Raw genomic sequence first — 26,219 nt, 5'->3', positions numbered from 1 at the left:
GCAAAAGTTCTCCATGATGGAAGCCGAAAAGGCTGTCGGTGCGCTGATCGAAGCCGCCGACAAGGTCTTCACGATGGCGGTTCGATTGCCGAGGCACGAGGCTCATGGCACGGCGATTGGAGATGTCAGAATGCCTTGCTGCGACCACCTCGGCTCCCTGCACCTGAAGAACCTGGGCGAGCATTGCCGCCGACGCGTCATCGAGTGGCCCCTGCCTCCGATGCAGAAGACGAAGGTGTTGCTGCTTCATGCTGCGCAGCCGCCGCATGCGGCGTATGCCGGCCCCCGATATCGTCATCTGTCCCGTCTCTTGCCTTTTGGTCAGATAGGATTTCGGCCGGCCGGGAGGCAAGGTGGGGCGGGCGCCCGGGTCATTGTTCCGGCTGGTCTTCGAGATCGCTTCTCAGCCGATCGAGGATCGACAGGGCATGACCGGCATAGGCGCTGATCCAGCGATCGTAGATCTGCTTGATCGGCAGACTGTTCAGGTGGTTCCAGCGTTCGCGCCCCTCCTTCCTGGCGATGACCAGATCGGCTTCCTCCAGCACTTTCAGATGCTGCATCACCGTGCAGCGGTCCATGTCAGGAAACATCTCGCAAAGGGTCCCTGTGGTGCGGGGGCCATCCTTGAGCAGATCGAGAATCTCGCGGCGGCGATGATGCGCCAGCGCCTTGAAAACAGGATCGTCGGATGATTCGCTTGACATGTTATGTTTTTATAACATAATGAGATCAGACACAATGGAGAAGAGGAGCAATGCCATGTCTCTCGGAATCCGTATTTCCGGCCGCATCGGCCGTCCCGTCGCAGAGGTGTTCGACGCCGTCGTCAATCCGAAGAAGCTCAGCAGCTATTTCACCACGATCGGCGGGGCGAGCGCCCCGCTCGTTCAAGGCACGACCGTGACCTGGTGGAAGGATGCGCCGGTCGAGGTCGTCGAACTCGTGCCGGAAAGCCGTATCGTGCTTCGCTGGGACGGTGGCACCGGCGAGGACAAGACGACGTACAAGACGCTGGTGGAGATGAATTTCAAACCGCTGGAGGATGGCGGCACGCTGGTGACGATTGCCGAGAACGGCTGGCGCGAGGACGAAGCCGGGCGGCGCGGCACCTATCTCAATTGTGAAGGCTGGACGCAGATGCTTTGCTGCATGAAGGCCTTCGTCGAGTACGGCATCAACCTGCGCGAGGGCATGTTCCTCAGTGAGATGAAGGGTGAACCGGCCAGCGCGCCCGATGAGTGAGGAATGAGCCGGCGTCGGGCTCTTCGGTCCGACGCCATCTCGCCGCGGCGCGATCGTCGCAGGCGCGGATACGGCCGAGACTTCGCTTGCCTGTCACACTGCGGGTGCTAGTTTCCGGAGGCGATACTTCATTTCGGTTTCCAGGAGATTCATATGCAGCTTGGCATGATTGGTTTGGGCCGCATGGGCAACTACATGGTCCAGCGCCTGATGCGGGGCGGTCACGAATGCGTCGTCTATGACACCAGGCCCGAAAGCGTTGCCGAGCTCGCAGGCCTCGGCGCGATCGGAAGCGCGTCACTCGAGGAATTCGTGTCGAAGCTGCAGCATCCCAGGGCGATCTGGCTGATGCTGCCGGCGGCGATCGTCGATAAGGTGCTTTCGAGCCTGGTGCCGCTGCTTCAGAACGGCGATATCGTCATCGACGGCGGCAATTCCTATTACCACGACGACATCCGCCGCGGCGCCGAGCTCATCACCAAGGGCATTCATTATGTCGATGTCGGCACCAGCGGCGGCGTCTTCGGCCTGGAGCGCGGCTATTGCCTGATGATCGGCGGCGAAAAGGGCACCGTTGCCCATCTTTCGCCGATCTTTGCAACGCTCGCCCCCGGCGTCGGCACGACGGAAGCATCGCCGAACCGCACAGCCGAAGCGGCAGCGGTGAGCACCGCGGAACAGGGCTACCTGCATTGCGGCCCGCATGGCGCCGGCCATTTTGTCAAAATGGTGCATAACGGCATCGAATACGGCCTGATGGCCGCCTATGCCGAAGGCATTAACATCCTGAAACATGCTAATATCGGCGCTGCCTCGCACGTGGCCGATGCGGAGACCGCGCCGCTCGCCCATCCCGAACATTTCCAATACGATTTCAATCTGCAGGATGTCGCCGAAGTCTGGCGCCGCGGCAGCGTCATCACCTCCTGGCTGCTCGATCTCACCGCCGATGCGCTGCATGCCGATCCGGCACTTTCAAAGTTTGCCGGCCGTGTCTCGGACAGCGGCGAGGGCCGCTGGACGATCATGGCGGCAATCGACGAAAGCGTGCCGACGCCGGTGCTGAGTGCGGCTCTCTACGGCCGCTTCTCCTCACGCGACAATGACGAGTTCGCCAACAAGGTTCTGTCGGCGATGCGCGCCGGCTTCGGCGGCCACGTGGAAAAGCCGGCGCCGAAATCTTGAGGGGCCGCAGCTGAATCCTGTTCTAAATTAACTGTTAGAGCATGACGTCGTTCGAAAACCGCTCACATTTTTCGGCGTCATGCCTAGCCATTGGTATGGTTTTCCTGCCGCTTGCTGGCGGCTGCGGTCACGAGTATCCATTGCGGAAAGGGAAATGTCGGGGCTGCTTCCATCCGAGCGGCCGACACTCCATTGGGAGGGCGGTCATGGGACGTGGCACGGCGGCGGGCTTGAAAGCCGCCATATTCGGCATCTTGGCATTCGTTGCGCTTTTCTCGGCGGCGTCGCCCGGCTTGTCCCAAACGCCTGCGCAAGCGCCGGATGCCAATACCCCGCCGGCGCAGGTGCGTGAGATGATGCAGCTCATGCAGGCACCGGAGGTCAGGCAGTGGATGGCGACGCAGATGGCGGCACCCTCTGCGGCCGATTCAGCGACCCAGAACCAGATGTCGGTTCTCTCGGGCCTGCTGCAACATGCCCGCCGGCATATCTCGATGGTGTCCGACGCGGCGATGATCTTGCCCTCGCAGATCGGCAATGCGTCCTCGCTGTTCTTTGGTGAAGTCGCCGCCACCGGCTGGAGTCGAATGATCGCGCAATTTCTGGCGATCTTCCTGCTCGGGGCCATCGTCGAAAGCATGGCCCGCTATGCCTTCCGCCGTCGTCGGCGGCGCCTGGCTCAAATGGCGGGCATGCATCTGACGCCGCGCGTCGTGCCGGCTCTCATTTTTGCCGCAGCAACCATGCTCGCGCTTTTCAGCCTCAGTTGGCCGCCGCTTAGCCAGAGCGTGGCGATCCTCTGCGCTGTCGCGCTCATCGTCCAGCGTTTCACGATTTGCCTGGGTGGCGTCCTGGTCGATCTCATCGGGCTGGCGCGGGCCGAGGAAGAGCGGCAAGGCGTGACTGTGCCGACCATGCCGTCACGCGCCGTCGCGCTCTTCTGGTATCGCCGCTCTGCGATTTTCGTCATCTATTTTATGCTTGGCTGGGCGGCCATCCAGTCGATGGAGCCGCTCGGCTTTTCCCCGAGCGCCCGGCTCTTCGTTGGCTATATCCTCGGCATCGGGCTGCTGCTGATCGCGGTCGAATCTGTCTGGTCGCGGCCTCAGAAGGACGAGAAGCGCGGTCATGGGATGTCCTGGGCGCTCACCGTTTATTTCCTGTTGCTCTGGGGGCTGTGGGTCACCGGGTTCAACTGGCTGCTCTGGCTCGGCATCTATGTGCTGATGCTGCCGCGGGTGCTCGCCGTCTCGACGATTGCGGTGAAATCGTTGCAGCAGACCGAGGCAAGGTTCCTTGCCACGCGCCGCATTGCCGCCGTATTGCTCGACCGCGGCGTGCGGGCGCTGATTATCGGATTCGCGGCCATCTGGCTCGGCCAACTGCTCGGCGTCGGCGCCGACACGATGGCGGCCGGCGACAAAATGGTCGATAAGATCGCCCGCGGCGTCATCGGCGGAATCGTCATCCTGCTTACTGCCGATCTGCTCTGGCACGTCGTCAAAGCCTATATCGACGGCAAGCTGCTCGGCTCGCCCTTGGACGGCGGCGCGACGGACGAGGAGAAGGCCAAACATGCACGGTTTCAGACGCTGCTGCCGATCTTCCGCAATATCCTTGCCGTGGTCATCGCCGTCATTGCGGTTCTCATGGTGCTCTCGGGCCTCGGCATCGAGATCGGGCCATTGATTGCCGGCGCCGGCGTCGTCGGCGTTGCTATCGGTTTCGGCGCGCAGACGATCGTCAAGGACGTCATCAGCGGCATGTTCTATCTCTGGGACGATGCCTTCCGCGTCGGCGAATATATCGAAAGCGGCAGTCACAAAGGCGTCGTCGAGGCCTTCAGCCTGCGCTCGGTGAAGCTGCGGCATCATCGCGGGCCGCTGACGACGGTGCCGTTTGGTGAACTTGGCGCGGTGAAGAACCTGAACCGCGATTGGACGATCGACAAGATCAGCCTCAACGTCACCTACGACACCGATCTCGTCAAAGCGAAGAAGGTGATCAAGCAGATCGGCCAGACGTTGCTCGAAAACCCCGAATTCGGCCCGCACATCATCGAGACGCTGAAGATGAAGGGTGTCGACCAGTTCGGCGAATTCGCGATCGAGATCCGCCTGTCGATGATGACGAAGCCTGGCGAACAGTTCGTTATCCGCCGCAATGCACTGGCGATGATCCGCAATGCCTTCAAGGAAAACGGCATCGAATTCGCCGTGCCGACGGTGCACGTGGCCGGCGATCGCGCAGTGGAAGTGGATGCCGCCGCGGCGCGCTATGCTGCGCATGCGCGGGCCGCCGGTGAGCCGGCCACCTGACGTCTCACATCGCCGCAGCGGCTGCGGTGAGCAGACCGCCGATAATGGCCATGTTGCTTTTCCAGCTGCTAATGGCGCTGTCGCGGGCAGTGCCTTCCATGTCCCAGAAATTCAGTAGCATCACGGAGGCGGCAAGCGTGAAGACGATGAGGCCGAACGCTGCCGCGGCGACGAAGAGACCCAGCATCATGAGGAGGCCGGCAGCAATTTGAAAGACGCTGCCGGACAGCAGCACCCATTTCGCAAAAGGTATGCCGCGGGCTTCGATGGCGTCGGTTATCGGCACGATGACGAAAAAATGATGGATACCGGCGGCAAGGAAAAAGCCGCCGAGCAGCAATCTGCCGAGGATGAGGATCAGGAAGGCCAGGTCATCCTGCATGTCTAATCCTTCGCTCGCGTCTCAAATCTTCGTCATTACCGCAAACTCTTCGTAAGCTTACGAAAATGCAATGTGGCAATACAGTTTGCCTGCTCACTTTCGCCCCATTTGAGGATGATTGAGGCGCAGGCGGCGGGGCTGGGGCAGCGGCGACATGGCCTCATGGAGCTTCTATGCCTGCCATGTTACGTCTTCGAAAAATGATTCCCGCCGAATTTGGAAATTGCGCAGGTACGAGATGTCGGGTCACGGCAATTTGGAAGAGATGGAAGCGACGGACGGGTTTTCTTTTCGCGCGCTTTTCAGACGGTACAGGACGCCACTGACGGCCGCCGCGACACTCGTTGTCTTCTGTCTCGTCGGTTATGCGATCATGCAGCTGACCAACGAGGTTCGCTATGATGATGTCGTCGGTGCGCTGGCGGCGACCAGGCCGAGCGCGATCCTGCTCGCGCTGCTCTTCACGGCCCTCAGTTTCCTCTCGCTGGTCTTCTATGACCTCAACGCCATCGAATATATCGGCAAGAAGCTGCCCTTTCCGCATGTGGCGCTGACGGCTTTCAGCGCCTATGCAGTCGGCAATACAGCCGGCTTCGGGGCGCTTTCGGGCGGTGCGATCCGCTATCGCGCCTATACGCGCCTCGGCCTCTCGCCGGAAGACATCGGCCGCATCATCGCCTTCGTCACGCTGTCCTTCGGTCTCGGGCTCGCGGCTGTCGCGTCGATCGCCCTCATTATCATCGCCAGCGAGATCGGGCCGCTGATCGGTGTCAGCGCGTTCCTTCTCCGGCTGATGGCCGGCTCGATCATCGCCATTCTCGGGGCTGTCATGATCATCGGTCGCGAAGGCCGCGTGCTCGACCTCGGTGCGGTGGCGATTCGCTTGCCGGATTCACGCACCTGGTCGCGCCAGTTCCTGGTTACGGCCTTCGATATCGCCGCCTCGGCCTCGGTGCTCTATGTGCTCTTGCCGCAGACGGCGATCGGCTGGCCGGCTTTCCTGGCCGTCTATGCGATCGCCGTCGGTCTCGGCGTGCTCAGCCACGTTCCGGCCGGGCTCGGCGTGTTCGAGACCGTGATCATCGCGTCGCTCGGGAGCGCGGTCAATATCGACGCGGTGCTGGGATCGCTGGTGCTTTATCGGCTGATCTATCATGTATTGCCGCTGTTGATTGCCGTGCTCGCGGTCTCCGCGACGGAGCTGCGCCGTTTTGTCGATCACCCGGCCGCCTCCAGCGTCCGGCGCATCGGCGGACGGCTGATGCCGCAGCTGCTGTCGACCTTGGCTCTGCTGCTGGGTGTCATGCTGGTGTTTTCGAGCGTCACGCCGACGCCGGATCAGAATCTGGAATTTCTGTCCAACTATCTGCCGCTGCCGATGGTCGAAGGCGCGCACTTCCTCTCCAGCCTGCTCGGGCTGGCGCTGGTGGTCGCCGCGCGCGGCCTTGGTCAGAGGCTCGATGGCGCCTGGTGGGTGGCGGTGTTTTCGGCCGTTGCGGCATTGACCTTGTCGCTGTTGAAGGCGATTGCGCTCGTCGAAGCCGCTTTTCTCGCCTTCCTCATCTTCGGGCTCTTTGTCAGCCGCCGGCTCTTTACCCGCCATGCGTCGCTGCTCAACCAGGCAATGACGGCATCCTGGCTGATGGCGATCGCCGTCATCGTCGTCGGCGCCGTCGTCATCCTGCTCTTCGTCTATCGCGATGTCGAATACAGCAACCAGCTCTGGTGGCAGTTCGAATTCACCGCCGAGGCGCCGCGGGGACTGCGTGCCTTGCTTGGCATCACCATCATCTCGTCGGCCATCGCCATTTTCAGCCTGCTCCGGCCGGCGACCTTCCGGCCGGAGCCGGCGACGGAGGAGGCGCTGGCGCGTGCCGTCGACATTGTCAGGAAGCAGGGCAATGCCGACGCCAATCTGGTGCGGATGGGCGACAAGAGCATCATGTTTTCGGAGAAAAGCGACGCCTTCATCATGTACGGCCGGCAGGGCCGCTCATGGATCGCGCTCTTCGATCCGGTTGGCGATCATCGCGCCGTGCAGGAACTCGTCTGGCGCTTCGTCGAGGCGGCGCGGGCGGCGGGCTGCCGCGCCGTTTTTTACCAGATCTCGCCGGCCTTGCTTTCCCATTGCGCCGATGCCGGCCTGCGTGCCTTCAAGCTCGGCGAACTGGCGGTGGCCGATCTCAGGACCTTCGAGATGAAGGGCGGCAAATGGGCAAATCTCCGGCAGACTGCGAGCCGGGCGCAGCGCGACGGGCTGGAATTTGCCGTTATCGAACCGCAGGATGTGCCCGTGGTCATCGATGATCTCGCCGCGGTTTCCTCGGCCTGGCTCGAGCACCACAACGCCAAGGAAAAGGGCTTCTCGCTCGGCGCCTTCGATCCCGATTATGTCTCCTCTCAACCGGTCGGCATTCTGAAGAAGGACGGCAAGATCGTTGCCTTTGCCAATATCCTCGTCACCGAATCCCGGGAGGAGGGCACGATCGATCTCATGCGCTTCTCGCCGGATGCGCCGAAGGGCTCGATGGACTTTCTCTTCGTGCAGATCATGGAATATCTGCGCGGTCAGGGCTTCACCCACTTCAATCTCGGCATGGCGCCTCTCTCCGGCATGTCGAAACGCGAGGCGGCACCCGTCTGGGACCGCATCGGCAGCACCGTCTTCGAGCACGGCGAGCGCTTCTATAATTTCAAAGGCCTTCGGGCATTCAAATCCAAGTTTCATCCGCACTGGCAACCGCGCTATCTTGCGGTCTCCGGAGGGGGCAATCCGATGATCGCGTTGATGGACGCGACGTTTCTGATCGGGGGCGGGTTGAAAGGGGTAGTGAGAAAATGATCAGGACAATCCTTCTTGCCACGGCATGCGCCTGCATGCTCGCGGCCGCACCGGCTAATGCCGCCGAGGAAACCACGCAGAGCTTCGAAAGCGGGCTGATCCCGTCGCCGCACATCTTCCTGCCGGAAGGGGAGGTGAAGGGCACGGTGATGCTGATCTCGGATGTCGCCGGCTGGGGCGATTACGAGAAGGCCGAGGCCGACAGGCTTGTCGCCGAAGGCGCCGTCGTCATCGGCGTCGACTTTCCTTCCTATGTGAAGGCGCTCAGCCGCTACGATGTCAGCCTCAATGACGGATGCCTCTACATGGTCTCGGATATCGAATCGCTGAGCCAGCAGGTGCAGCGTGCGACCGGCAACAACGCCTATCATCTGCCGATCGTCGCGGGTATCGGCGAGGGCGGGGCCTTGGCGCTGGCGATCGCGGCGCAGACGCCGGACGCGACGATCGGCCAGACGCTCGCCGTCGATCCGAAAGCCGGCATTCCGCTGACCAAGGAGCTTTGCACGCCGGCTTCCAAGCAGGCCGTCGGCGAACGCATGGTTTACGGACTGAGTGACGGCGCTCTGCCGGATCCCGTTATAACAGTGTTTACGCCCAAAGCCGACAAGGACGGCCGGGCGCATGCCGAAGCGCTGAAGAAAGTCCATTCCGCGATCGAGATCCGCGATTCCACCGACGACGCGCAGACGGTCTTTGCCGATACGCTCGATGATCTCGTCACCGCCTCCGGCGCCTTCGGCAATCCGCTCGGCCTGCCGCTGGCGATCCTCGAGGCCACCCCCACGCTCGATACGATGGCGGTGATCTATTCCGGCGACGGCGGCTGGCGAGACATCGACAAGGAGGTGGGCGGCACGCTGCAGAAGGAAGGAATTCCTGTCGTCGGCGTCGATTCGCTTCATTATTTCTGGTCGGAGCGCAAGCCGGAAGAGACCGCCAGCGACCTTTCGAAGATCATCGATTTCTACCGCAAGCAGTGGAAGGTGAAGCATGTGCTGCTCGTCGGTTATTCCTTCGGCGCCGACGTCGTGCCTGCGACCTACCAGTTGTTGAAGCCGGCCGAGAAGTCCGCGGTGGCGCAATTGTCGCTGCTGTCGCTCTCGCACGAAGTCGACTACGTCATCTCCGTTCTCGGCTGGCTCGGCCAGAAGACGGAAGGGGCGGGAGGTGATCCGGTCGTCGATTTGAAGAATGTCGATCCCAAACTCGTGCAGTGCGTCTACGGCAAGGACGATGACGACGACGTCGCCTGTCCGGCGCTGAAGGACAGCGGCGCCGAGGTCATCGAGCTGCCGGGCGATCATCACTTCGATGAGAATTACGACCTTCTCACCAAGACGATCATCGACGGGCTGAAGAGGCGGCTGCAGAATTAACGTATCAGTTTTTCCTCGCTCCAGCCGAGTTCGCCGAGTTCCTTGCTGCGAAACCGTGCATCATCGGCGACGATGAATTCGTCGAGCTGCGGCGGGGCGACGCTGGTGCCGGCAAGCATGGCATGCACCTGGCCGCGATGGTGGGTCTGGTGCTGGAAGAGGTGAGCCAGCGCATCCTCCATGCGCTCTTCCTGGATGCGGTCGCCGCGATGGAGTTTGACGATGGAGACGAGTTTTTCCGGGGTCAGAGCCTCGCAGAGCGCCGTCAGGCGCTGATCGACCGCCGCCTGCGCAGCGCCGAGCGATGCTATGTCGTCGAATGGCTCTTCGAACTCGAAGGCCTGGTAGCCGAGCGTGCCACCTTCCAAGCCATCGACATAGAACCAGTCGACGGTGATGATGTGGTTCAAGGTTTCCTTGATCGACGGGAAGAAGCTCGTGCGCGGCGCTTCGAATTCGCCGGGCTTCAAGGCTGCACAGGCGTGAAGCAGGCGGCGGTTGGCAAGGGCGTTGTTATAGGCAAGTTTGCGAAACGCCCGAACGGGATCGAAGGTCGGCATCGAGACATCTCCTCTTCTGCGTTGCGGCCATACGCATGACGTTACGACGTCAGTTCTTTTCGTCGAGATTGCCGTCGCGCCAGACGAGATGACGGGGTGCTGCCGGCAGGTTCTCGATGTCATCGGCGATGAAATAGGGCGGGATGTCGAGCGCGGTCAGGGCCTCGCGCGTTGCCCGCACCCATTTGAACTCGAGCTGGTTGTCGCCGTCTTCGACCCGATGGATGATTTCGTGCGACAGAAAGGGGAATTCGGGCGGGATCTCCATCAGATAATAGAGGCCGAGTTCATGCCAGTCGCGCTGCTCATAGTGGAAAAAATTCTCGACGACCCAGAGCAGGCGGTCGACGGTGACCTCGACGCCAAGCTCCTCCACCATCTCCCGTTTCAGCGTCTCCTCCGACGTCTCGCCGATTTCCGCCCTGCCGCCGGGAAAAGTCCAGAAGGGCTCGTGCACGGCGCGATGGACGAGCACATGGCCATCGCGAAAACCAAGGCCGGCGATGCGATAGTTGAAACGCTCGGCCCCCGCGGTCAGGCGGATGAGGGTACGCTTGCTCATGACATTCTTATCCGAGATCGATGACGACGATTTCCGGCGGCACGCCGAAGCGGACCGGCGCGATGGAGCAGCCGAGGCCGCCGGACACGATGATATTACGCCCCTCCTCGACGATGTGGCCATAGGCGTAGCGATTGCCGTAACGCGAGGGGACGATCGGCGAACGGCCGAGGAACCGGATCTGCCCGCCATGGGTGTGACCGGATAGCGTCAGCGAGACGCGCTCGGGCACCCGCGGAAAGATATCGGGCTCATGGGCGAGGAGGATGACGGGCGCATCGTCGGTCACCTGCGCCATCGTTCCATCGAGGTCGTCGAGGCCGAGCATGCGCGTGCGGCCCCATTTCGTGCCGGGCAGCAGTGCCAGCTGGTCTTCGAGGCCCGCGAGCCAGAAGCCGCGGCCATCCTTTTCGAGCCGAACGGCGCGGTTGCCGTAGACCGGGATGCCGACGCCGGCAAGCGCCCGGTGCCCGAATGTTTCCATCCCGCCGTTCTTCTGGGCGGTTCTGTCCTCCCACCAGTCATGATTGCCCATGATCGCATGGACGCCGAGAGGGGCCTGCAGGGTGGCCAGCGCCTTCGACCATCGGCTCGAATGCACGTACTGCGTCACCATGTTCATGCCCGAGGCATAATCGCCGAGCAGCACGGTCACGTCGCCTTCGAGCTCGTTGGCCCTGTGGCAGATCGCGGTAATGCGGCTTTCCGACATCCAGGGCTCGCAGGCATGGATATCGGCGAGCGCGACGACGCGGAGCTTCAGCCCCGGTGTCCATCCCGGTGGCGTCAGTCGGTAACGGGCGATGCCGAGCCGCGCCAGCGGTTCATAGGCGAAGGCGTACCCACCAAGCGACATAACGCCTGCGATACCACCGCCGAGAACCTTGAAAAATCCGCGGCGGGTGATCACTCAGTTATCCTCCTGGAACAGCCGGAACTGCGCCGCCTCCATGTCCTTGGGCGGTTGCATTCCGAGATGTTTCCACGCGATTGCGGTCAGAACACGGCCGCGCGGCGTGCGCTGAATGAAACCTTGCTGGATCATGTAAGGCTCGATGATATCCTCGATTGCATCGCGCGGCTCGGAAAGGCCGGCGGCGATGGTTTCGATGCCGACCGGGCCGCCGCCGAAATTGACTGCGATCATGTTGAGGTAACGTTTGTCGAGCTGATCGAAGCCGACATTGTCGACGAGCAAGCGGGTCAGCGCCTCGTCGGCAATCTCGCGGGTAACGGCTTCCGCCCTTGCCACCTCGGCGAAGTCGCGCACGCGCCGCAGCAGCCGGCCGGCGATGCGTGGCGTGCCGCGGGCGCGTCTGGCGATCTCGCGGGCGCCTTCTTCGGTGATCGGCAGGTTCATCAGCCGCGCTCCGCGACGCACGATCAGTTCCAGCTCCTCGACAGTATAGAAGCTCAGGCGCACCGGGATGCCGAAGCGATCGCGCAGCGGCGTCGTCAACAGGCCGAGACGGGTGGTCGCCGCCACCAGCGTGAATTTCGACAGGTCGATCTTCACCGAGCGGGCGGCCGGGCCTTCGCCGATGATCAGGTCGAGCTGGAAATCCTCCATGGCGGGATAAAGGATTTCCTCGACGGCCGGGTTGAGGCGATGAATCTCGTCGATGAAGAGCACGTCGCGCTCCTCGAGATTGGTGAGCAGTGCGGCGAGATCGCCGGCCTTGGCAATGACAGGCCCCGACGTCGAGCGGAAATTGACGCCGAGTTCCTTCGCCATGATCTGCGCCAGCGTCGTCTTACCGAGACCGGGGGGGCCGACGAAGAGCACGTGGTCCAGCGCCTCGCCGCGGTTCTTCGCCGCTTCGATGAAGATCTTGAGATTGGCACGCGCTTCCGCCTGGCCGGTGAACTCGTCCAGCGATTGCGGGCGCAGGGTGATGTCGAGATCTTCGCCCCGCTTTTCCGGCGATATCAGGCGGGCGGGTTCGCTCATGAAAGAAGCTCCATGCCTGGCACGGTCTTGAATGCGTGCCGGTCAAATGTCTTGGTTGCTTGGCATCCCTCATCGGCGGCGCGATAACCAATCAAGGCATCCGCAAAATCGGCCTTGCGCGTTTCCACGGCCCTTAGCGCCATGATGACCAGGGTTTGGTTTTCGATGTCCAATCCCCTGACGCGTGTCAATTTGCCGATCGCATCGACGACGTCCTTTTTCTTGAAGCCGAACCGCGCGCGCAATGCCCAATCCAGTTCCAAGAGGTTCAGCAAGGAGAGAAATCCACGATAATCCCTGCCGATGCCCTCACCAAATTTCAGTGCGGCCGCCCTTTGCTCTGGATCATCGTCGACGATGAGTCTCAGCAGGACGTTAGTATCTACGCCATAGGCGATCATGCGGCGATATCCGATTTCGATCGTCTGCCTTCATCGACCACGTCGTTGCCCGCAGCATCGGTGACGGCTGCGTCGATCTCCTCCAGCGAGGCACGACCATTCGGTGGCGATCCGAGGAGCCCCGCGAGATCGTTGAAGTTGATCGATTTCGGTGTCATCACGACTTCTCCGTCGATGACGGAGAAAACCAGTTGATCGCCAGGCTGAAGGCCGAGTGCATCCCGCAGGTCTTTCGGGAGGGTGATTTGGCCTTTGGGCGAAAGTGTAAATTCTCCCCACATCGCTCGGAAATCCTATTTTTGGGTGTGAGTTGGAATTCTTGTGAGTTAGCAGAAAAACGACGATCTATCTTACTTTATCGCGCCAATTCCTTCAACCCCAGCCGGATGAGCTTGGCGCTGTCGGCGTCGTCGCCGGCCACCTTCATCGCCGCCGCAACCGCATTTGCCGCCTGGTCTCTGCTGTAGCCGAGGTTGGTCAGCGCGGAGACCGCATCGGCCACGGGTGCGGCCGCGACCCCTTCGCCGAGTTCCTGCTTGAGGGCGATATTGATCGCTTCTCCGGCAAAGGCCGGCGCTCGGTTCTTGAGCTCGGTGACGAGGCGCATCGCCACTTTCGGGCCGACGCCTGGTGCGCGGGAAACGGCGGCGCGGTCCTGCAGGGCAATCGCATTGGCGAGTTCGCCCGGCGTCAAGGTCGAGAGCACGGCAAGCGCCACCTTGGCGCCGACCCCCTGAACGCTTTGGAGCAGGTTGAACCATTCCCGCTCCAATGCGGTCATGAAGCCGAAGAGCTTCAACTGGTCCTCGCGCACATAGGTCTCGATGAACAACACACAGGCCTCGCCGGCCGAGCCGAGCTTGGACACGGTGCGGGCGGAGCAGTAAGCGACGTAGCAGACGCCGTGCACATCGACGAGCACATAATCTTCGCCGATCTCGTCTATGGTGCCTTTCAGCTTGCCGATCATGGGTCGTGGTCTCTCAAGGATGCGTTTCGGGCGTGATAAGTTCCACGGAGGGAAAATAAGACCTGTATCCGCTGGGATCCCGGGTCAATATTCTATAGCCCCGGATCGTCGCATGGGCGCCGATGAGGAAATCGGGCGGTATCCGTTCGCGTCCCCCGCCGGCGCGACGGTAAAGTCGAAAGGCTTGAGCCGCGGCAAAAGCCGCCGGCCAAGGCAAATTCTCGCGGCGGAATTCATCCTGGGGAAGCAGGCGATCGACTTCATCCACATCGCCGTAGCGGACGGAAAATTCGGAATAGATGATCGGGTTTATCAGCACTGGCCCCTCTCTGAAGACATCGATCATCTTCTGACGCGACCAGCCATGCCAGTCCGAGCTAACCACGGCCAGGTCGACAAGGATGTTTGTATCGACAAGCGTCGCCATCAGCGATCACGGGTCATCGACATGAGGTCTTCGGCATCGATCTCCTGATCGCCGGTTCCTTCGAGACGACGGATCGCCTGCAGGAAACGGTCGAGCCGACCTCGATCCTCGATCTCCTGCTTGCCGTTCTTCGGCGAGACAACCAGCTTGCCGCCCTCGATCGAGAAGATGACCTCGCTGTTGGCCTCGATGCCGGCAAGCTCCCTGAGATCGCGAGGGATGGTGACTTGGCCTTTGGACGTGACGCGCATCTTGCTGCTCCTTCAAAGTAAGAATTATCCTTACCATCGGAACAAGTCAAGAACAGATCAGCCGGCCAGTGCCTGCCGCATCCGATTGCTGCCGCGATTGTGCGCATGGCAGATGGCGATCGCCAGGGCGTCGGCGGCATCGTCGCCTTTGAATTCGACTTTCGGCATAAGGATCTTCAACATCATGTGAATCTGATGTTTTTCGCCGTGGCCGACGCCGATGACGGCCTTCTTTACGGCGTTCGGGGCATATTCGGAGACTTGCAGCCCGGCGCGCGCCGGCACCAGCATGGCGATGCCGCGGGCCTGGCCAAGTTTCAGGGTCGCAACCGCGTCCTTGTTGACGAAGGTCTGTTCGACGGCGGCCTCATCCGGCTTGTAAGCGTGCACAACCTCCGCCAGGCCGTCATGCAGCTGGCAGAGGCGGGAGGCGAGGTCCATGTCTCCATCCGAGGTCACGGTTCCCGAGGCCACAAATCGCAGGGAATTGCCCAATGTGTCGATGATTCCCCAGCCGGTGCGGCGAAGTCCGGGGTCGATGCCGACGATGCGAATCGTATTTTGCATGGTTCAACCTATAGCGACTGCGAAATAAGTGCCATCGATATGTGAACAAAACAAAAACCTTCCCGGATTTAAGCCGCTCCATTTACCGCGAATTAAAACAGATGCTTGAATTCTAGTGTCGAATACGAAGGGGGTCTCCTGTCGCAAAGAGATAAAGCCCCGATGTTCTGTTTTGAAGACCGGTCGATCAGGCATGCGTTGCCTGCCCGCGCCGGCAGGCGCGTTCAGAAGGGGTTCGTCGTACATGGCTCGGAGATTTCAATCCCTGTCCTTCAAGGTCATTGCCACATTCATCCTGATGACCGTGCTGTCGATCGCGGTGATCGATGTGCTCGCCTATTTCGCCAGCAGCCGCATCTCCGGCGAGCAGGCGCTGAAGGCCAAGGAGAGCGTGCTGATCTTCCGCGGCGACATGCTGCAGGACCAGCTGGCGCAGCTCGAGAACCAGGCTAATTCCATCGCCCGCATCGAGGCGCTGCAGATGTCGATCACCAGCCTGAAGAGCGGCTGGAAGACCATCGAGAAGACCTCCGGCGATGCCCGCGCCGAGCTGAAAAAGGTTTTCATCACGGCCAATCCCAACCCGGCCGATCAGCGCGAGAAGCTGATGAAGCCGGAAGGGCCGAGCGGTTTTTATTATTCGAATCATGAGAAGACGCAGAGCGAGGTCGCCCGCGACCTCGAGGATACCGCGTTCAGCGATCTGCTGATCGCCGATCTCGACGGTACCGTCCTCTATTCCTACAAGAAGCTGGACGACTTCGCCGAGAATCTGAAGACGGACGCCTGGAAGACGTCCGGCGCCGGCATCGCTTTCGCCAAGGCGCTCGAGAATACTGCCAAGGCGACCGAAGATGCCGCGCCGACAGGCTTTTCCGGGCTCCGCGTCGATGCCGCCAGCGGCAGGTCGGCGATCTTCTATGCCGTGCCGATCGTCAAGCTCGGCGCCGCCAAGGGCATCATCCTGTTCAAGGTGCGTGACGACATCGTCACCAGCATCCTTGCAAAGGGCATAGTTCAGGGCAGCACCGCGCGGGCGGCGATCGTCTCCGCCGATGGTTCCGCTATCGGTCTCGATGCCGGCGGCAAGCTTGCGACGCTCGATGCCACCCCCTTCACCTTCATCAAGGACGCGCTTGCCAGTTCGGCGATGACGGTGGCCGATTTCGACAGGGCGGACGGCTCCGCGCGCGCCTATGTCCGCGGCCTCGATTATCGCGGCGACCGCTTCCTCGTGGTCGAAAGCGTGCTGCTCAGCGAGCTCAATGCCGGCTCGATCGAGATCGCCACTTTGCTGACGATGATCGGCATCGGCGTGCTCGTCGTCATGGCGATCGCCACCGGGCTTGTCACCAATCTTCTGTTCTCGCCGCTTGCGCGGCTTGCCGGCGTCACCCGCGATGTCGCCGATGGCAAGCTCGACAGCGAGATCGGCAGCCTGAACCGCAAGGATGAGATCGGTACGATGGCGAATGCGCTCGCTCGCTTCCGGCAGTCGCTGATCGAAAGCCGCGAACTGGAAGCCGCCAGCGAAGAGACGCGCCTTCAGGCCGAGCAAGACCGCCAGCAGAACCTTGCCGAGCGCGAGGCCGAGGCGAAGTCGCTGCAGCAGGTGGTTGAGGCGATCGATGAGGGCCTGCATCATCTGGCGAGCGGGGATCTCGCCTATCAGATCGACACACGCTTCCCGAACGAGCTCGAAAGCCTGCGCATCAATTTCAACCAGGCGCTCGCGACGCTAAGCGAAACCATGACGGCCATCGGCGGCAACTCGATGGCGGTGCGGGCCGGCTCCGAGGAGATGCGCACCGGCGCCGACGAGCTTGCCGGGCGCACCGAGCGCCAGGCCGGCTCGATCACCGAGACGGCGAATGCGATCAGCGCCATCACCCAGTCCGTCCGCCGGCAGATCGAGCGGGCCGAACAGGCCGAGCGCATCGCCCGCGACGCCAAGAAAGAGACGACCGGCTCCGGCCAGATCATGCGCGAGACGATCGCGGCGATGGAGGCGATCCAGACCTCCTCACGCCAGATCAACACGATCATCTCCGTCATCGACGATATCGCCTTCCAGACCAATCTTCTGGCGCTCAATGCCGGTGTCGAGGCGGCGCGCGCCGGCGAATCCGGCAAGGGTTTTGCCGTCGTCGCCATGGAAGTGCGCGAGCTTGCCCAGCGCTCATCGAGCGCCGCCAAGGAAATCTCCAGTCTGTTGCAGAAATCGACGCATGAGGTGGAAAGCGGCGTGTCGCTGGTCGAAAAGGCGGGTGCTGCGCTGACGGGCATCGGCGGCCATGTCGAGGCGATCAACGGGAAGATCAACGAGATCATGGAATCGACCCGCGAGGAGGCCAATACGCTGCGCGAGATCAACAACGCCGTTGCCGAACTTGACGCAATGACGCAGCAGAATGCTTCGATGGTCGAGGAGACGACGGCGGCGATCCACCGGCTGGCGACCGAGGCCCTGGAGATGGACCGCCAGCTCGGCAACTTCACGCTGCCGCCCGGCGATCACAAGCCGAGCGCCGAGGTGCATGTGCTGCGCCGTCACCGGTAGGCTCATCGCATCTGAACCGACACAAGGGCCGCCGTCGCGCGGCCCTTTTTGTTTGCGTTGACGGTTTGGAACGGCGTGGGCGCGAACCTACATAGACGGCACCCTTCAACTGCCCGGCAGGTTTCCCATGGTTCCCTTCTCCATACTCGACCTTTCCCCCGTTGCCGAAGGCAGCACTGTTACTCAGTCGCTCGAGAGCTCGGCTCGGATGGCTCGCAAGGCCGAGGAATTCGGTTACAAGCGCTTCTGGCTCGCCGAACATCACGGCATGCCGGGCATCGCCAGTGCTGCAACCGCCGTCGTCATTGGTCATGTCGGGGCGGCGACCAAGCGCATCCGGATCGGCTCCGGCGGCATCATGCTGCCCAATCATTCGCCGCTCGTCATCGCCGAGCAGTTCGGCACATTGGAGGCGCTCTTCCCCGGTCGCGTCGATCTCGGCCTCGGACGTGCGCCGGGGACGGATATGCGCACGGCGCAGGCGCTGCGGCGCAATCTCGAGGCCGGCGCCAACAGCTTCCCGAACGACGTGGTCGAACTGCAGCAACTGCTCGGCACGCCGGTCGAGAACCAGGCGATCCTTGCCGTCCCCGGCAACGGTTCGCATATTCCGATCTGGCTGCTCGGCTCCAGCCTCTACAGCGCCCAGCTCGCCGCCATGCTCGGGCTTCCCTATGCCTTCGCCTCGCATTTTGCGCCCGATATGCTGCTCGATGCGATCGCGATCTACCGTGACCGCTTCCAGCCCTCGGCAACGCTCGACAAGCCCTATGTGATGGTCGGGGTCATGGGCGCGGTGGCGGCGACGGACGAGGAGGCGCGCTATCATTTCACCTCCGCCGAGCAACAGTTCGTCAACCTGCGCCGCAATGTCCGCGGCCCCTTCCCGCGTCCGGTGGCCGATATGGAGGCGTTCTGGTCGCCGATGGAGAAGATGAACGTCGAACACACGCTGCGTTATGCCGTGGTCGGCTCGCCGGAGACGGCAGAGGCAAAACTGACGGCGTTTCTCAAGGAAACGCAGGCCGACGAGGTGATCATCTCCATGCCGATCCATGATATCGAGGCGCGGCTGAGATCGGTGGAACTATTCGCGGGCCTGGGAAACTTCATGCGGGTGGCCGCGTAGGGGTTCGTAACGAGCGCCTTGAGAGCGGAACATCCTATGCGAGGCGAGGGGCGACCCGTCAGAAGAAGCCCGGCGTCGCAGCCGGGTTCAAAGGCGGCCAACGACTCTTTCGTCATGCTCGGGCTTGTCCCGAGCATCTGCCGTGGTTGCAGCAGATCCTCGGCACAAGGCCGAGGATGACGACGAGTAAAGAGCAAGGTTTGTCAACAAACTGAACCCGGCACTGCAGCCGGGTTTTCTATCGGGATGTCCGAAAAATCAGGCCGAGAGCTTGGCCAGCACTTCTTCCGAGACCTCGAAGTTGGAATAGACGTTCTGCACGTCGTCATCATCTTCCAGGCTGTCGATGAGCTTCATCAGCGACTGGGCTTTTTCTTCGTCCACCGGCACATTGTTCTGGGCGCGCCAGACGGCCTTGACGGTTTCGGCTTCGCCGAGCCCGGATTCCAGTGCTTTCGATACGTCGCCGAGGGCTTCGAAGGCGCAGGTGATGTAGTGGCCCTCTTCGTCGGTCTCGACGTCGTCGGCGCCGGCTTCGATCGCCGCTTCCATCACCTTGTCGGCGTCGCCGACGGAAAGCTTGTAGGTGATTTCGCCGACATGGTCGAAGGAGAAGGACACGGAGCCGGTTTCGCCGAGGGCGCCGCCGGCCTTGGTGAAGATCGAGCGGACGTTGGAGGCGGTGCGGTTGCGATTGTCGGTCAGGGCCTCGACGATGATCGCCGTGCCGCCCGGGCCGTAGCCCTCGTAGCGGACTTCGTTGTAGTTTTCGCCGTCGGCGCCGGCTGCCTTCTTGATGGCGCGGTCGATATTGTCCTTCGGCATGGACTGGGCCTTGGCGTTCTGGATCGCCAGGCGAAGACGGGCGTTCATCGACGGGTCGGGCAGGCCGGCCTTGGCGGCAACGGTGATTTCGCGCGCGAGCTTGGAGAACATTTTCGACCGCACGGCATCCTGACGGCCTTTGCGGTGCATGATGTTTTTAAACTGTGAATGGCCAGCCATGGCACCCCTGTTCACGTCTCATTGTTCGGAATGGGGCGCCTTATAAGAGCGAAACGGCACCCGTTCAAGGGAAAAGCAGTTCGGAACAAAGGCGAAAGGATGACGTTTTCAATCGAACTCCACCCAACGGAAAGGAACGGTCATGGCAAGTCTCAGCGAGGCGCGGGAGCAACCGGCACGTCAGCTTTGGGATCAGGTCAACGGCGTTCATGCCGGCATGCTCGGAATTTCCGGACTGGATATGCACATGCAGCCGATGGCGCCGCATGCCGATCCCACCACCAACACGATCTGGTTCTACACCAAGACCGACGCCGATATCGTGCGCGTGATCAAACCCGGCAGCCGCGCGCATTTCTGCGTCATCGGCAAGGATCACGACTACCACGCCTGCCTTTCCGGCGTGATCGAGGTACGCCCCGACCCTTCCAAGATCGAGGAATATTGGAGTTCGATGGTAGCGGCCTGGTATGACGGCGGCAAGAAAGACCCGAAACTCACCATGCTTTCCCTGCATGTCGATGATGCCGAGATCTGGGTTTCCACCGGCAGCACCCTGAAATTCGGGTGGGAGATCGCCAAGGCCAATCTCGACGACGACAAGATGCCCGACGTCGGCGTGAAACGCCACCTGCAGTTTGCCTGATGCGCAAGGTTTGGCCGGATCCGCCGCGACCTTTTTTACTGCACGCCTTTCATCACGTAGATCAGCGGCTTCTTCGGCAGCGTGCGCGTGGAGACGGTGATGCTGTCATCGGGCGCATAAGCGACATCGAAGTCCTTGCCGAACATGGCGACGAAGGCACTGACCGGCGGGCCGCGGCGGTGCATCGGCAGGATCAGCGACGAGCGCAGCCGCTTGATGACACGGCTCATGCTGTCGGCGCCCATGGTCAGGCCGCCGTCGACCGGCACCATGACGACGTCGAGGCGGCCGATCTCGGTATAATGGGTATCCGTCAGCTCGTAATGCAGATGGCCGAGATGGCCGATGCAAAGGCCGGCAATTTCGAAGACGAAAATCGAGTTTCCATTCTGCTGCGCGCCGCCGAGGCCATAGCTGAAGCGGATATCCGTGGCGATGTTGCGGATATGGGCGTCGCCGACCACAAGATCGATCCTCGCTGCCTCGCCGGGAACGTCGCTCCACCCATGCAGCACATGCTTGATCCCCGGCTCAGGCGTCAAGGTGAAGTGGGTCGTATGAGCCTTGTTCATCGTTACGACGTCTGGAAGCGCCGCCGGCCGGTACCAGCCGTTATAGTCGGTCGCGATGACGATGCCGGCGGGCGTGTCGATCTCGAAGGTGGAGTGGCCGAGGAAGGTCAGTTTGACGTCCTCGCCCTCGGAGACGGCAGGTGCGACCGGCTGGGCGCCGGAAAAGCTGGCGAAGGTCGCTTTCGGGATGGTCTGCGCGATCGCCTGGCACTGGCTGACGGGCGGCCGCTGTTGCTGCGCCCTTGCTGCGGCACCCGACAGGACAAGGGCGGCTAGGCATGCGATCGCGAGAACAAGATGTTGCGGCTTCATGCCACCCCTCCGGCGCTTTCACGAGAAGGCCGGAGAATGCGGCAAGAGGTCGCAGCGGTCCAGACTAGGGATGCTCACAATCGTGTGTGGGATCCGTGTCGAGGCCTTACCGCCAGAACTCCGGCACTGTTTCGGCCAGGCGTGGTCCGAGCCGCAGCGGCGCGATCTTTTCGGCCAGTCCCGTCGCGTCGGAAATCTCGACGCCGACGCCGCAGATCGTCGCCGGGCCGCTCGCCGCTTCCATGCGGCCTTTCGGCATCTTGGAGATGAAGCGGTTGAGCGGCTCCTCCTTGTCCATGCCGAGCGAGGAATCGTAATCGCCGCACATGCCGGCATCCGACATATAGGCCGTGCCGCCGTTCAGGATCTGCGCGTCGGCGGTCGGCACATGGGTATGAGTGCCAACGACGAAGCTGGCGCGGCCGTCGACGAAATGGCCGAAACACTGTTTCTCGCTGGTCGCTTCCGCATGGAAATCGAAGATGATCGCATCGGCCTGCTCCTTCAGCGGGCAGGCGTCGAGGATCACCTCCGCCGATTTGAAGGGATCGTCGAGTTCCGGATGCATGAAGACCCGGCCCATGACGTTGGCAACGAGCACACGCGCGCCGTTCCTGGCATAGAAAAGGCCGGAGCCGCGACCGGGCGTGCCTTGGGGATAGTTGGCCGGCCGCAGAAACTGATCGTGGCGCCCGGCAAAGGCGACCGCTTCCTTCTGGTCCCAGACGTGATTGCCGGTCGTTACTACATCTGCGCCTGCATTGATCGTCTCCAGAAAGATGTCCTCGGTGATGCCGAAGCCGCCGGCGGCATTCTCGCCGTTGACGACGACGAAATCGAGCCGGAGGTCGGAAATCAGGCCGGGGAGGCGGTCCCAGACCGCCGTGCGTCCCGTCTTGCCGACCATGTCACCCAAAAAAAGCAGCCGCATTCCCTATCCAATCCAAGAGGCAAAAAAGCGCAGGCCGCTTTCTGTCAGGATGGCATCCAGGCTTATGTCATGCGGCTCGTCGGGCACATGTGCCACTTCCTGGCAGTCGAATGCAATGCCGATCAGCTTCGGATGCAGGCGTTTCTCTCTTAGCCGGCTGATGGCGCGGTCGTAATAGCCGGCGCCATAGCCGATGCGATGGCCGCGGATATCGAAGGCCGAAAGCGGCACCAGCATGATTTCGGGATCGAGAATGTCGGCCTCCGTGCCGGGGGCCACCGTGCCGAAGCCGGTCTCGATGAGAGGCACGTCTTGCGTCAGTTCCCGAAAGGCGATGGTCTGCTTGTCGAGGATCGCCGGCACGCACAGCCGTGCGCCGCGCGCTGCAAACCGGGCCATCAGCGGTCGCAGATCGGCCTCGGACCGGATCGGCAGGAAACCGGAGACGATCGTGCCGGGCGCAAAGGCGACCGCCTCGCCGGCATGATCTGCCATTGCAAGGCTCTTGGAGATACGCTCCTCAGGAGCGATGGCGTCGCGGGCGGCCAGCCGTTCATTGCGCAACTGCGCTTTCAGTTCTCGTGCGGTCATTCGATCTGCCAGATGTGAGAGGTTCGGCCGAGCATAGACGGCTGGAGGTCCGATGCAAATGCAGGGTGCGACGGGAGCGCGGCGGTTTCACGCCGTGTCGGCCTTCGGCCGCCGATCGTCAGACGAGGATGCCTATCGCTCCTGCGTCGATTCGTGTGCCAACGTCGGCAGCGCGACGGCCAGCCGCCGCATTGTTTCCTCGAACAGAGGGGTTCCGCCCGGCATCCAGCCGAGCGCGCGGATTTTTGCCGTGCTCATCGGATTGAGCGCTGTCCTGTCGGCCGGAGCCGGCAGCGCATGACGACATTCCGTCTCACGGCGGATGGGGGCAAGGATGTCGCGGGTGTCGACGACGATGTCCGACAGGTTGAAGATCTCGCCGGAGATGCGGGTGCTTTCCGCCTCCAGCATCAGCCGCACCGCGCGCCCGAGATCACGGCCGTGAACCTCTGTTGCCGCGCGGGGTGCGACCGGCCGGCCGGCGCGATAATCGGCGATGAGGCCGTCCCATTTGTTCGGCGAAAGATCGCCATAGACGCCGGTCGCCCTCAGACTGACGCCGGCAAAACCCGGCGTCGAGAGATGGCTCAGCGCGCCTTCAGCGTCGAGTTTGATCTGGCCGTAGAGCGTCTCCGGCTTCGGCAGCATCGTTTCTGTGAGCTCGGTTCCGGGCGGATGTTCGCCGTAGGCAGCGCGGCTGGACAGGAAGACGCAGCGGCGCGTGCCGGCGCGTTTGGCCGCTTCGAAAAGGCGAACGGTGCCGTCGAGGTTCAATCTGTGGAAGGTCTTCGCATCGTCGCCTTCGCCGCCGCGATATTTGCCGGGAACATGGCTGAAGGCGGCGTGGACGAAGAAATAGGCGTCGTCGAAAATGTCGATCTGATCCTGGTCGGGATCGAGGGAGAGCGCTGCGAACTCGACCGGGCGGGAGAAGAGGCGGGGATGGGGCGCACGACGTCCACCGACGATCACCTGATAGCCGGCGGTCAGAAGCTCCTCGACGACATAACGGCCGACGAGACCGGTTCCGCCGGATACCAATACCTTCATGCTGCCCCTTCCGGATTGTCCAGCGCCGCGATCTCGGGCACATCGCCGCCATCGTGGAAACGATGCCATAAATCGATCAAAGGTTGTAGCTGCGCTGCCTTGGGATGATCTTTTTCCCACGGTTTTTCATACTGGTAGTGCAGGATCGAGACGCTCTTCCAGTCCCAAAGCGCCGGCATGGTGAACCATACATATTGCAGCATGTTGAAATAGACCGGCAGGCCGTGCCAATCCGGGAAGAAGGTCTGAAGAAAGGTCTGATCGGTGCGGCGCCAGAAGACTTCCGGCGTGTCGAGCCTTTCGAGCATGTGCCGGAATGTGTCATGCGACGGCGTGGCGACGAAAACACCGGAATTCATGCGGCGGAAGTCGGCGAGGCTTTCGTAGACATTGGGGGCGGCGGAAAATTCCGGATAAAGGAAGAGCCTGTCGACGTTTTTCAGCACCAGGGCATCGGCGTCGATGAAGACGCAGCGTTCGTATTCGACGAGCTGCCAGAGCCTGAGCTTGCAGAAATTGTCGAGCGGCGAATGGAAAGTGGGCTTGCGGCCCTTTGTAAAAGGCGCTGCGGAATGAAGTTGGCCGCGGGCGTGGCGTTCGTTGAAGGCGTCGGAGAGCGGCAGGTGCTCGACTTCGATCAGGCGGCAGCCGAGGGTCGCGAGCGGGGCGAGGGCGGCTGCATCGACGCCGCCGGTATGGAGGACGACGATGTCGGCGGTGGTGCCGGTTCGGCGGAGGGAGCGGGCAAGCGCGGTCGCGCCCATGGCGTAGTCGGCGTTGGTGACGAGGGTGACGTAGGCGAAACGTTGGCGTGGTTGTGTGGTCACGTGCGCCATTGCAGCACGTCCTCCTTCCTGTCCTTGGTCAGGCCCAGGGACGGGACGGAGGAGAGGGTGTGCCGTGGCCGCCCCCCTCTGCCCTGCCGGGCATCTCCCCCACAGGTGGGGAGATTAGCTAGGCGCGACGGCTTCCCCAAGCAACTGACGTCCAGCACAGCGAAACGGTAATTGGGTGGGAAGCGCGAGCCGCTTGTGATCTCCCCACCTGTGGGGGAGATGCCCGGCAGGGCAGAGGGGGGCTCACACGGCATGCCCTCTCCCTCCCACATGAACTGACTTGGCAAGGGAGTCTCTATTGACTGATCCGTCCTCACTCATGACACCGATTTCAGCCGCTTGCCTTCCGGATCGTGGTTGATCGTCGCGGCAATATCCCTGGTCCAGGCGGAGACGGCCGGCACGCGGGCACGGTCGACGCGGTAGGCGAATTTCTTCGCGACGTCGACGATCTCGCCGAGCAGCCCTGTTTCCAGCGTGATCGGTTCGAGGCCGAGATCGAGGAACTTTTCGTTGCGGACGATCAGCTCGTTTTCGGCGGCTTCCTTGCGCGGATTGGGCAGCCAGGCAATCGTGGCGCCGCTGATCCTGGCGATCATTTCGGCAAGGTCGCGCACCCGGTGGGTTTCCGTCATTTGATTGAAGATCTCGACGCGGGCGCCGCGGGCGGGAGGATTCTGTAGCGCCAGCTCGATGCAGCGCACCGAATCCTGGATATGGATGAAAGCGCGGGTCTGGCCGCCGGTGCCGTGCACAGTCAGCGGATAGCCGATGGCCGCCTGGATGAGGAAGCGGTTCAGCACCGTGCCGTAATCGCCGTCGTAGTCGAAACGGTTGATGAGCTGTGCGTGGCGGCGCGTTTGTTCGGTATGCGTGCCCCAGACGATGCCCTGGTGCAGGTCGGTGATCCGCAAGCTGTCGTTCTTGGCGTAGAACTGGAAGAGAAGCTGATCCAGGCACTTGGTCATATGGTAGATCGAGCCGGGATTGGAGGGATAGAGGATCTCCTGGCTGACCGTCTCGCCGCCTGCAGTCTCGATGCCGACCGGCAGGTAACCCTCGGGGATTGCCGCGCCGACCGTCGAATAGCCGTAGACGCCCATGGTGCCGAGATGGATGAGATGGGTATCGAGATTGAGCTCCGTCAGCGCGTTCAACAGGTTGTGCGTGGCGCTGACATTGTTGTTAACCGTGTAATTCTTGTGGCGGTCGCTCTTCATCGAATAGGGCGCGGCCCGCTGCTCGGCGAAGTGGATGACGGCATCCGGGCGATGTTCGGAAAGCCAGTTCTTCAGGAGTTCGTAATCCTTGGCGAGATCGATCAGATTGAAGTGGATGCGGCGCCCGGTTTCGGCATGCCAGATGCGGGTGCGCTCCTGGATCGAATCCATCGGGGTCAGCGACTGAACGCCAAGTTCGGTGTCGATCCAGCGGCGCGAGAGATTGTCGAGAATATGGATGTCGTGCCCGGCATCGGAGAGATGCAGCGACGTTGGCCAACCAATGAAACCGTCTCCGCCCATAACCGCAATCTTCATCGCATCGTC

Annotated in this window: 27 protein-coding genes and 1 pseudogene; 8 read left to right on the top strand and 20 right to left on the bottom strand. The window is 62.0% G+C overall.

What is annotated here, in order from left to right:
• Positions 1-232: 232 nt before the first annotated feature.
• Positions 233-298 (bottom strand): annotated as a pseudogene (locus tag K6M89_RS30990) (transcriptional regulator); the annotation flags it as partial.
• Positions 299-371: 73 nt separating this feature from the next.
• Complete coding sequence (locus K6M89_RS10095) at positions 372-707, bottom strand: ArsR/SmtB family transcription factor (protein ID WP_222139346.1); 336 nt, start codon at positions 705-707, stop codon at positions 372-374.
• A gap of 55 nt (positions 708-762) precedes the next feature.
• Here K6M89_RS10095 and K6M89_RS10090 point away from each other — a divergent pair, with 55 nt between their 5' ends.
• The 3 genes from K6M89_RS10090 (at position 763) to K6M89_RS10080 (ending at position 4,748) form a co-directional block, all read left to right on the top strand.
• Positions 763-1,245: an SRPBCC domain-containing protein gene (locus tag K6M89_RS10090; RefSeq protein ID WP_097604004.1), complete on the top strand. Its 483-nt coding sequence runs from the start codon at positions 763-765 to the stop codon at positions 1,243-1,245.
• A gap of 153 nt (positions 1,246-1,398) precedes the next feature.
• Positions 1,399-2,430, top strand: a complete 1,032-nt coding sequence (gene gnd, locus K6M89_RS10085; RefSeq protein WP_222139345.1) for a phosphogluconate dehydrogenase (NAD(+)-dependent, decarboxylating) — start codon at positions 1,399-1,401, stop codon at positions 2,428-2,430.
• Between the two features lie 206 nt (positions 2,431-2,636).
• Positions 2,637-4,748, top strand: coding sequence for a mechanosensitive ion channel family protein (locus K6M89_RS10080; protein ID WP_222139344.1), 2,112 nt, complete (start codon positions 2,637-2,639; stop codon positions 4,746-4,748).
• A gap of 4 nt (positions 4,749-4,752) precedes the next feature.
• Here K6M89_RS10080 and K6M89_RS10075 read toward each other — a convergent pair whose 3' ends face one another.
• Entirely contained in the window at positions 4,753-5,130 is a 378-nt protein-coding gene (locus K6M89_RS10075; protein WP_222139343.1) for a DoxX family membrane protein, read from the bottom strand.
• Positions 5,131-5,368: 238 nt separating this feature from the next.
• On the opposite strand from K6M89_RS10075, the gene mprF reads away from it, so the two are divergent.
• The gene (gene mprF / locus K6M89_RS10070; protein WP_222139342.1) at positions 5,369-7,972 is read left to right on the top strand and encodes a bifunctional lysylphosphatidylglycerol flippase/synthetase MprF; all 2,604 of its coding nucleotides are present in this window, start codon (positions 5,369-5,371) and stop codon (positions 7,970-7,972) included.
• A complete protein-coding gene (locus K6M89_RS10065) occupies positions 7,969-9,351 on the top strand; it encodes a virulence factor family protein (protein ID WP_222139341.1) in 1,383 nt (460 codons plus the stop codon). Before mprF ends, K6M89_RS10065 begins: the two co-directional genes overlap by 4 nt.
• Here K6M89_RS10065 and K6M89_RS10060 read toward each other — a convergent pair.
• The 10 genes from K6M89_RS10060 to ruvC form a co-directional block, all read right to left on the bottom strand.
• Entirely contained in the window at positions 9,348-9,911 is a 564-nt protein-coding gene (locus K6M89_RS10060) for a DinB family protein (protein ID WP_222139340.1), read from the bottom strand. The two genes, K6M89_RS10065 and K6M89_RS10060, sit on opposite strands and share 4 nt — an antisense overlap.
• A gap of 49 nt (positions 9,912-9,960) precedes the next feature.
• Positions 9,961-10,473 carry an NUDIX hydrolase gene (locus K6M89_RS10055; RefSeq protein WP_222139339.1) on the bottom strand — a complete coding sequence of 171 codons (513 nt, stop codon included), beginning with the start codon at positions 10,471-10,473 and terminating at the stop codon, positions 9,961-9,963.
• Between the two features lie 7 nt (positions 10,474-10,480).
• Positions 10,481-11,383 (bottom strand): metallophosphoesterase, encoded by a 903-nt coding sequence (locus K6M89_RS10050; protein ID WP_222139338.1) that lies wholly within the window; start codon positions 11,381-11,383, stop codon positions 10,481-10,483.
• Positions 11,384-12,424 carry a Holliday junction branch migration DNA helicase RuvB gene (gene ruvB, locus K6M89_RS10045; protein WP_097583761.1) on the bottom strand — a complete coding sequence of 347 codons (1,041 nt, stop codon included), beginning with the start codon at positions 12,422-12,424 and terminating at the stop codon, positions 11,384-11,386.
• Entirely contained in the window at positions 12,421-12,825 is a 405-nt protein-coding gene (locus tag K6M89_RS10040) for a type II toxin-antitoxin system VapC family toxin (protein WP_097583763.1), read from the bottom strand. Before K6M89_RS10040 ends, ruvB begins: the two co-directional genes overlap by 4 nt.
• Entirely contained in the window at positions 12,822-13,106 is a 285-nt protein-coding gene (locus K6M89_RS31485) for an AbrB/MazE/SpoVT family DNA-binding domain-containing protein (protein ID WP_097583764.1), read from the bottom strand. Before K6M89_RS31485 ends, K6M89_RS10040 begins: the two co-directional genes overlap by 4 nt.
• A 74-nt stretch (positions 13,107-13,180) precedes the next feature.
• Entirely contained in the window at positions 13,181-13,795 is a 615-nt protein-coding gene (gene ruvA / locus K6M89_RS10030; RefSeq protein ID WP_222139337.1) for a Holliday junction branch migration protein RuvA, read from the bottom strand.
• Positions 13,796-13,808: 13 nt separating this feature from the next.
• Positions 13,809-14,222, bottom strand: a complete 414-nt coding sequence (locus K6M89_RS10025) for a type II toxin-antitoxin system VapC family toxin (RefSeq protein ID WP_222139336.1) — start codon at positions 14,220-14,222, stop codon at positions 13,809-13,811.
• The gene (locus tag K6M89_RS10020; RefSeq protein WP_097583769.1) at positions 14,222-14,473 is read right to left on the bottom strand and encodes an AbrB/MazE/SpoVT family DNA-binding domain-containing protein; all 252 of its coding nucleotides are present in this window, start codon (positions 14,471-14,473) and stop codon (positions 14,222-14,224) included. Before K6M89_RS10020 ends, K6M89_RS10025 begins: the two co-directional genes overlap by 1 nt.
• A gap of 57 nt (positions 14,474-14,530) precedes the next feature.
• Positions 14,531-15,040 (bottom strand): crossover junction endodeoxyribonuclease RuvC, encoded by a 510-nt coding sequence (ruvC, locus tag K6M89_RS10015; RefSeq protein WP_010046894.1) that lies wholly within the window; start codon positions 15,038-15,040, stop codon positions 14,531-14,533.
• 244 nt (positions 15,041-15,284) lie between these two features.
• Here ruvC and K6M89_RS10010 point away from each other — a divergent pair, with 244 nt between their 5' ends.
• Both K6M89_RS10010 and K6M89_RS10005 read left to right on the top strand, forming a co-directional pair.
• On the top strand, positions 15,285-17,600 hold the full coding sequence (locus K6M89_RS10010) for a methyl-accepting chemotaxis protein (protein WP_222139335.1): 2,316 nt from the start codon (positions 15,285-15,287) through the stop codon (positions 17,598-17,600).
• A 127-nt stretch (positions 17,601-17,727) separates the two neighbouring features.
• Positions 17,728-18,729, top strand: coding sequence for an LLM class flavin-dependent oxidoreductase (locus K6M89_RS10005; protein WP_222139334.1), 1,002 nt, complete (start codon positions 17,728-17,730; stop codon positions 18,727-18,729).
• Positions 18,730-18,987: 258 nt separating this feature from the next.
• Here K6M89_RS10005 and K6M89_RS10000 read toward each other — a convergent pair whose 3' ends face one another.
• Positions 18,988-19,734, bottom strand: a complete 747-nt coding sequence (locus tag K6M89_RS10000; protein ID WP_222139333.1) for a YebC/PmpR family DNA-binding transcriptional regulator — start codon at positions 19,732-19,734, stop codon at positions 18,988-18,990.
• Between the two features lie 142 nt (positions 19,735-19,876).
• On the opposite strand from K6M89_RS10000, the gene K6M89_RS09995 reads away from it, so the two are divergent.
• Positions 19,877-20,380 carry a pyridoxamine 5'-phosphate oxidase family protein gene (locus K6M89_RS09995; protein WP_097583779.1) on the top strand — a complete coding sequence of 168 codons (504 nt, stop codon included), beginning with the start codon at positions 19,877-19,879 and terminating at the stop codon, positions 20,378-20,380.
• A 35-nt stretch (positions 20,381-20,415) separates the two neighbouring features.
• Here the strand turns inward: K6M89_RS09995 and K6M89_RS09990 are convergent, their stop codons facing one another.
• From K6M89_RS09990 to K6M89_RS09965, 6 genes are all read right to left on the bottom strand, one after another.
• Positions 20,416-21,264 (bottom strand): MBL fold metallo-hydrolase, encoded by an 849-nt coding sequence (locus K6M89_RS09990; RefSeq protein WP_222139332.1) that lies wholly within the window; start codon positions 21,262-21,264, stop codon positions 20,416-20,418.
• 106 nt (positions 21,265-21,370) lie between these two features.
• Positions 21,371-22,195 carry a TIGR00282 family metallophosphoesterase gene (locus tag K6M89_RS09985; protein ID WP_088677967.1) on the bottom strand — a complete coding sequence of 275 codons (825 nt, stop codon included), beginning with the start codon at positions 22,193-22,195 and terminating at the stop codon, positions 21,371-21,373.
• Positions 22,196-22,198: 3 nt separating this feature from the next.
• A complete protein-coding gene (locus K6M89_RS09980; protein ID WP_097583783.1) occupies positions 22,199-22,786 on the bottom strand; it encodes a 5-formyltetrahydrofolate cyclo-ligase in 588 nt (195 codons plus the stop codon).
• Between the two features lie 132 nt (positions 22,787-22,918).
• Positions 22,919-23,836 (bottom strand): NAD-dependent epimerase/dehydratase family protein, encoded by a 918-nt coding sequence (locus tag K6M89_RS09975; protein ID WP_222139331.1) that lies wholly within the window; start codon positions 23,834-23,836, stop codon positions 22,919-22,921.
• Complete coding sequence (locus tag K6M89_RS09970) at positions 23,833-24,672, bottom strand: glycosyltransferase (protein WP_222139330.1); 840 nt, start codon at positions 24,670-24,672, stop codon at positions 23,833-23,835. The genes K6M89_RS09975 and K6M89_RS09970 overlap by 4 nt, the downstream gene beginning before the upstream one ends.
• Before the next feature lie 317 nt (positions 24,673-24,989).
• Complete coding sequence (locus tag K6M89_RS09965) at positions 24,990-26,210, bottom strand: NAD-dependent epimerase/dehydratase family protein (protein WP_222139329.1); 1,221 nt, start codon at positions 26,208-26,210, stop codon at positions 24,990-24,992.
• Between the last annotated feature and the right edge of the window lie 9 nt (positions 26,211-26,219).

This window comes from Rhizobium croatiense (assembly GCF_019793465.1).
Lineage (GTDB): Bacteria > Pseudomonadota > Alphaproteobacteria > Rhizobiales > Rhizobiaceae > Rhizobium > Rhizobium croatiense.
This window is presented reverse-complemented; position numbering and strand designations above follow the sequence as displayed.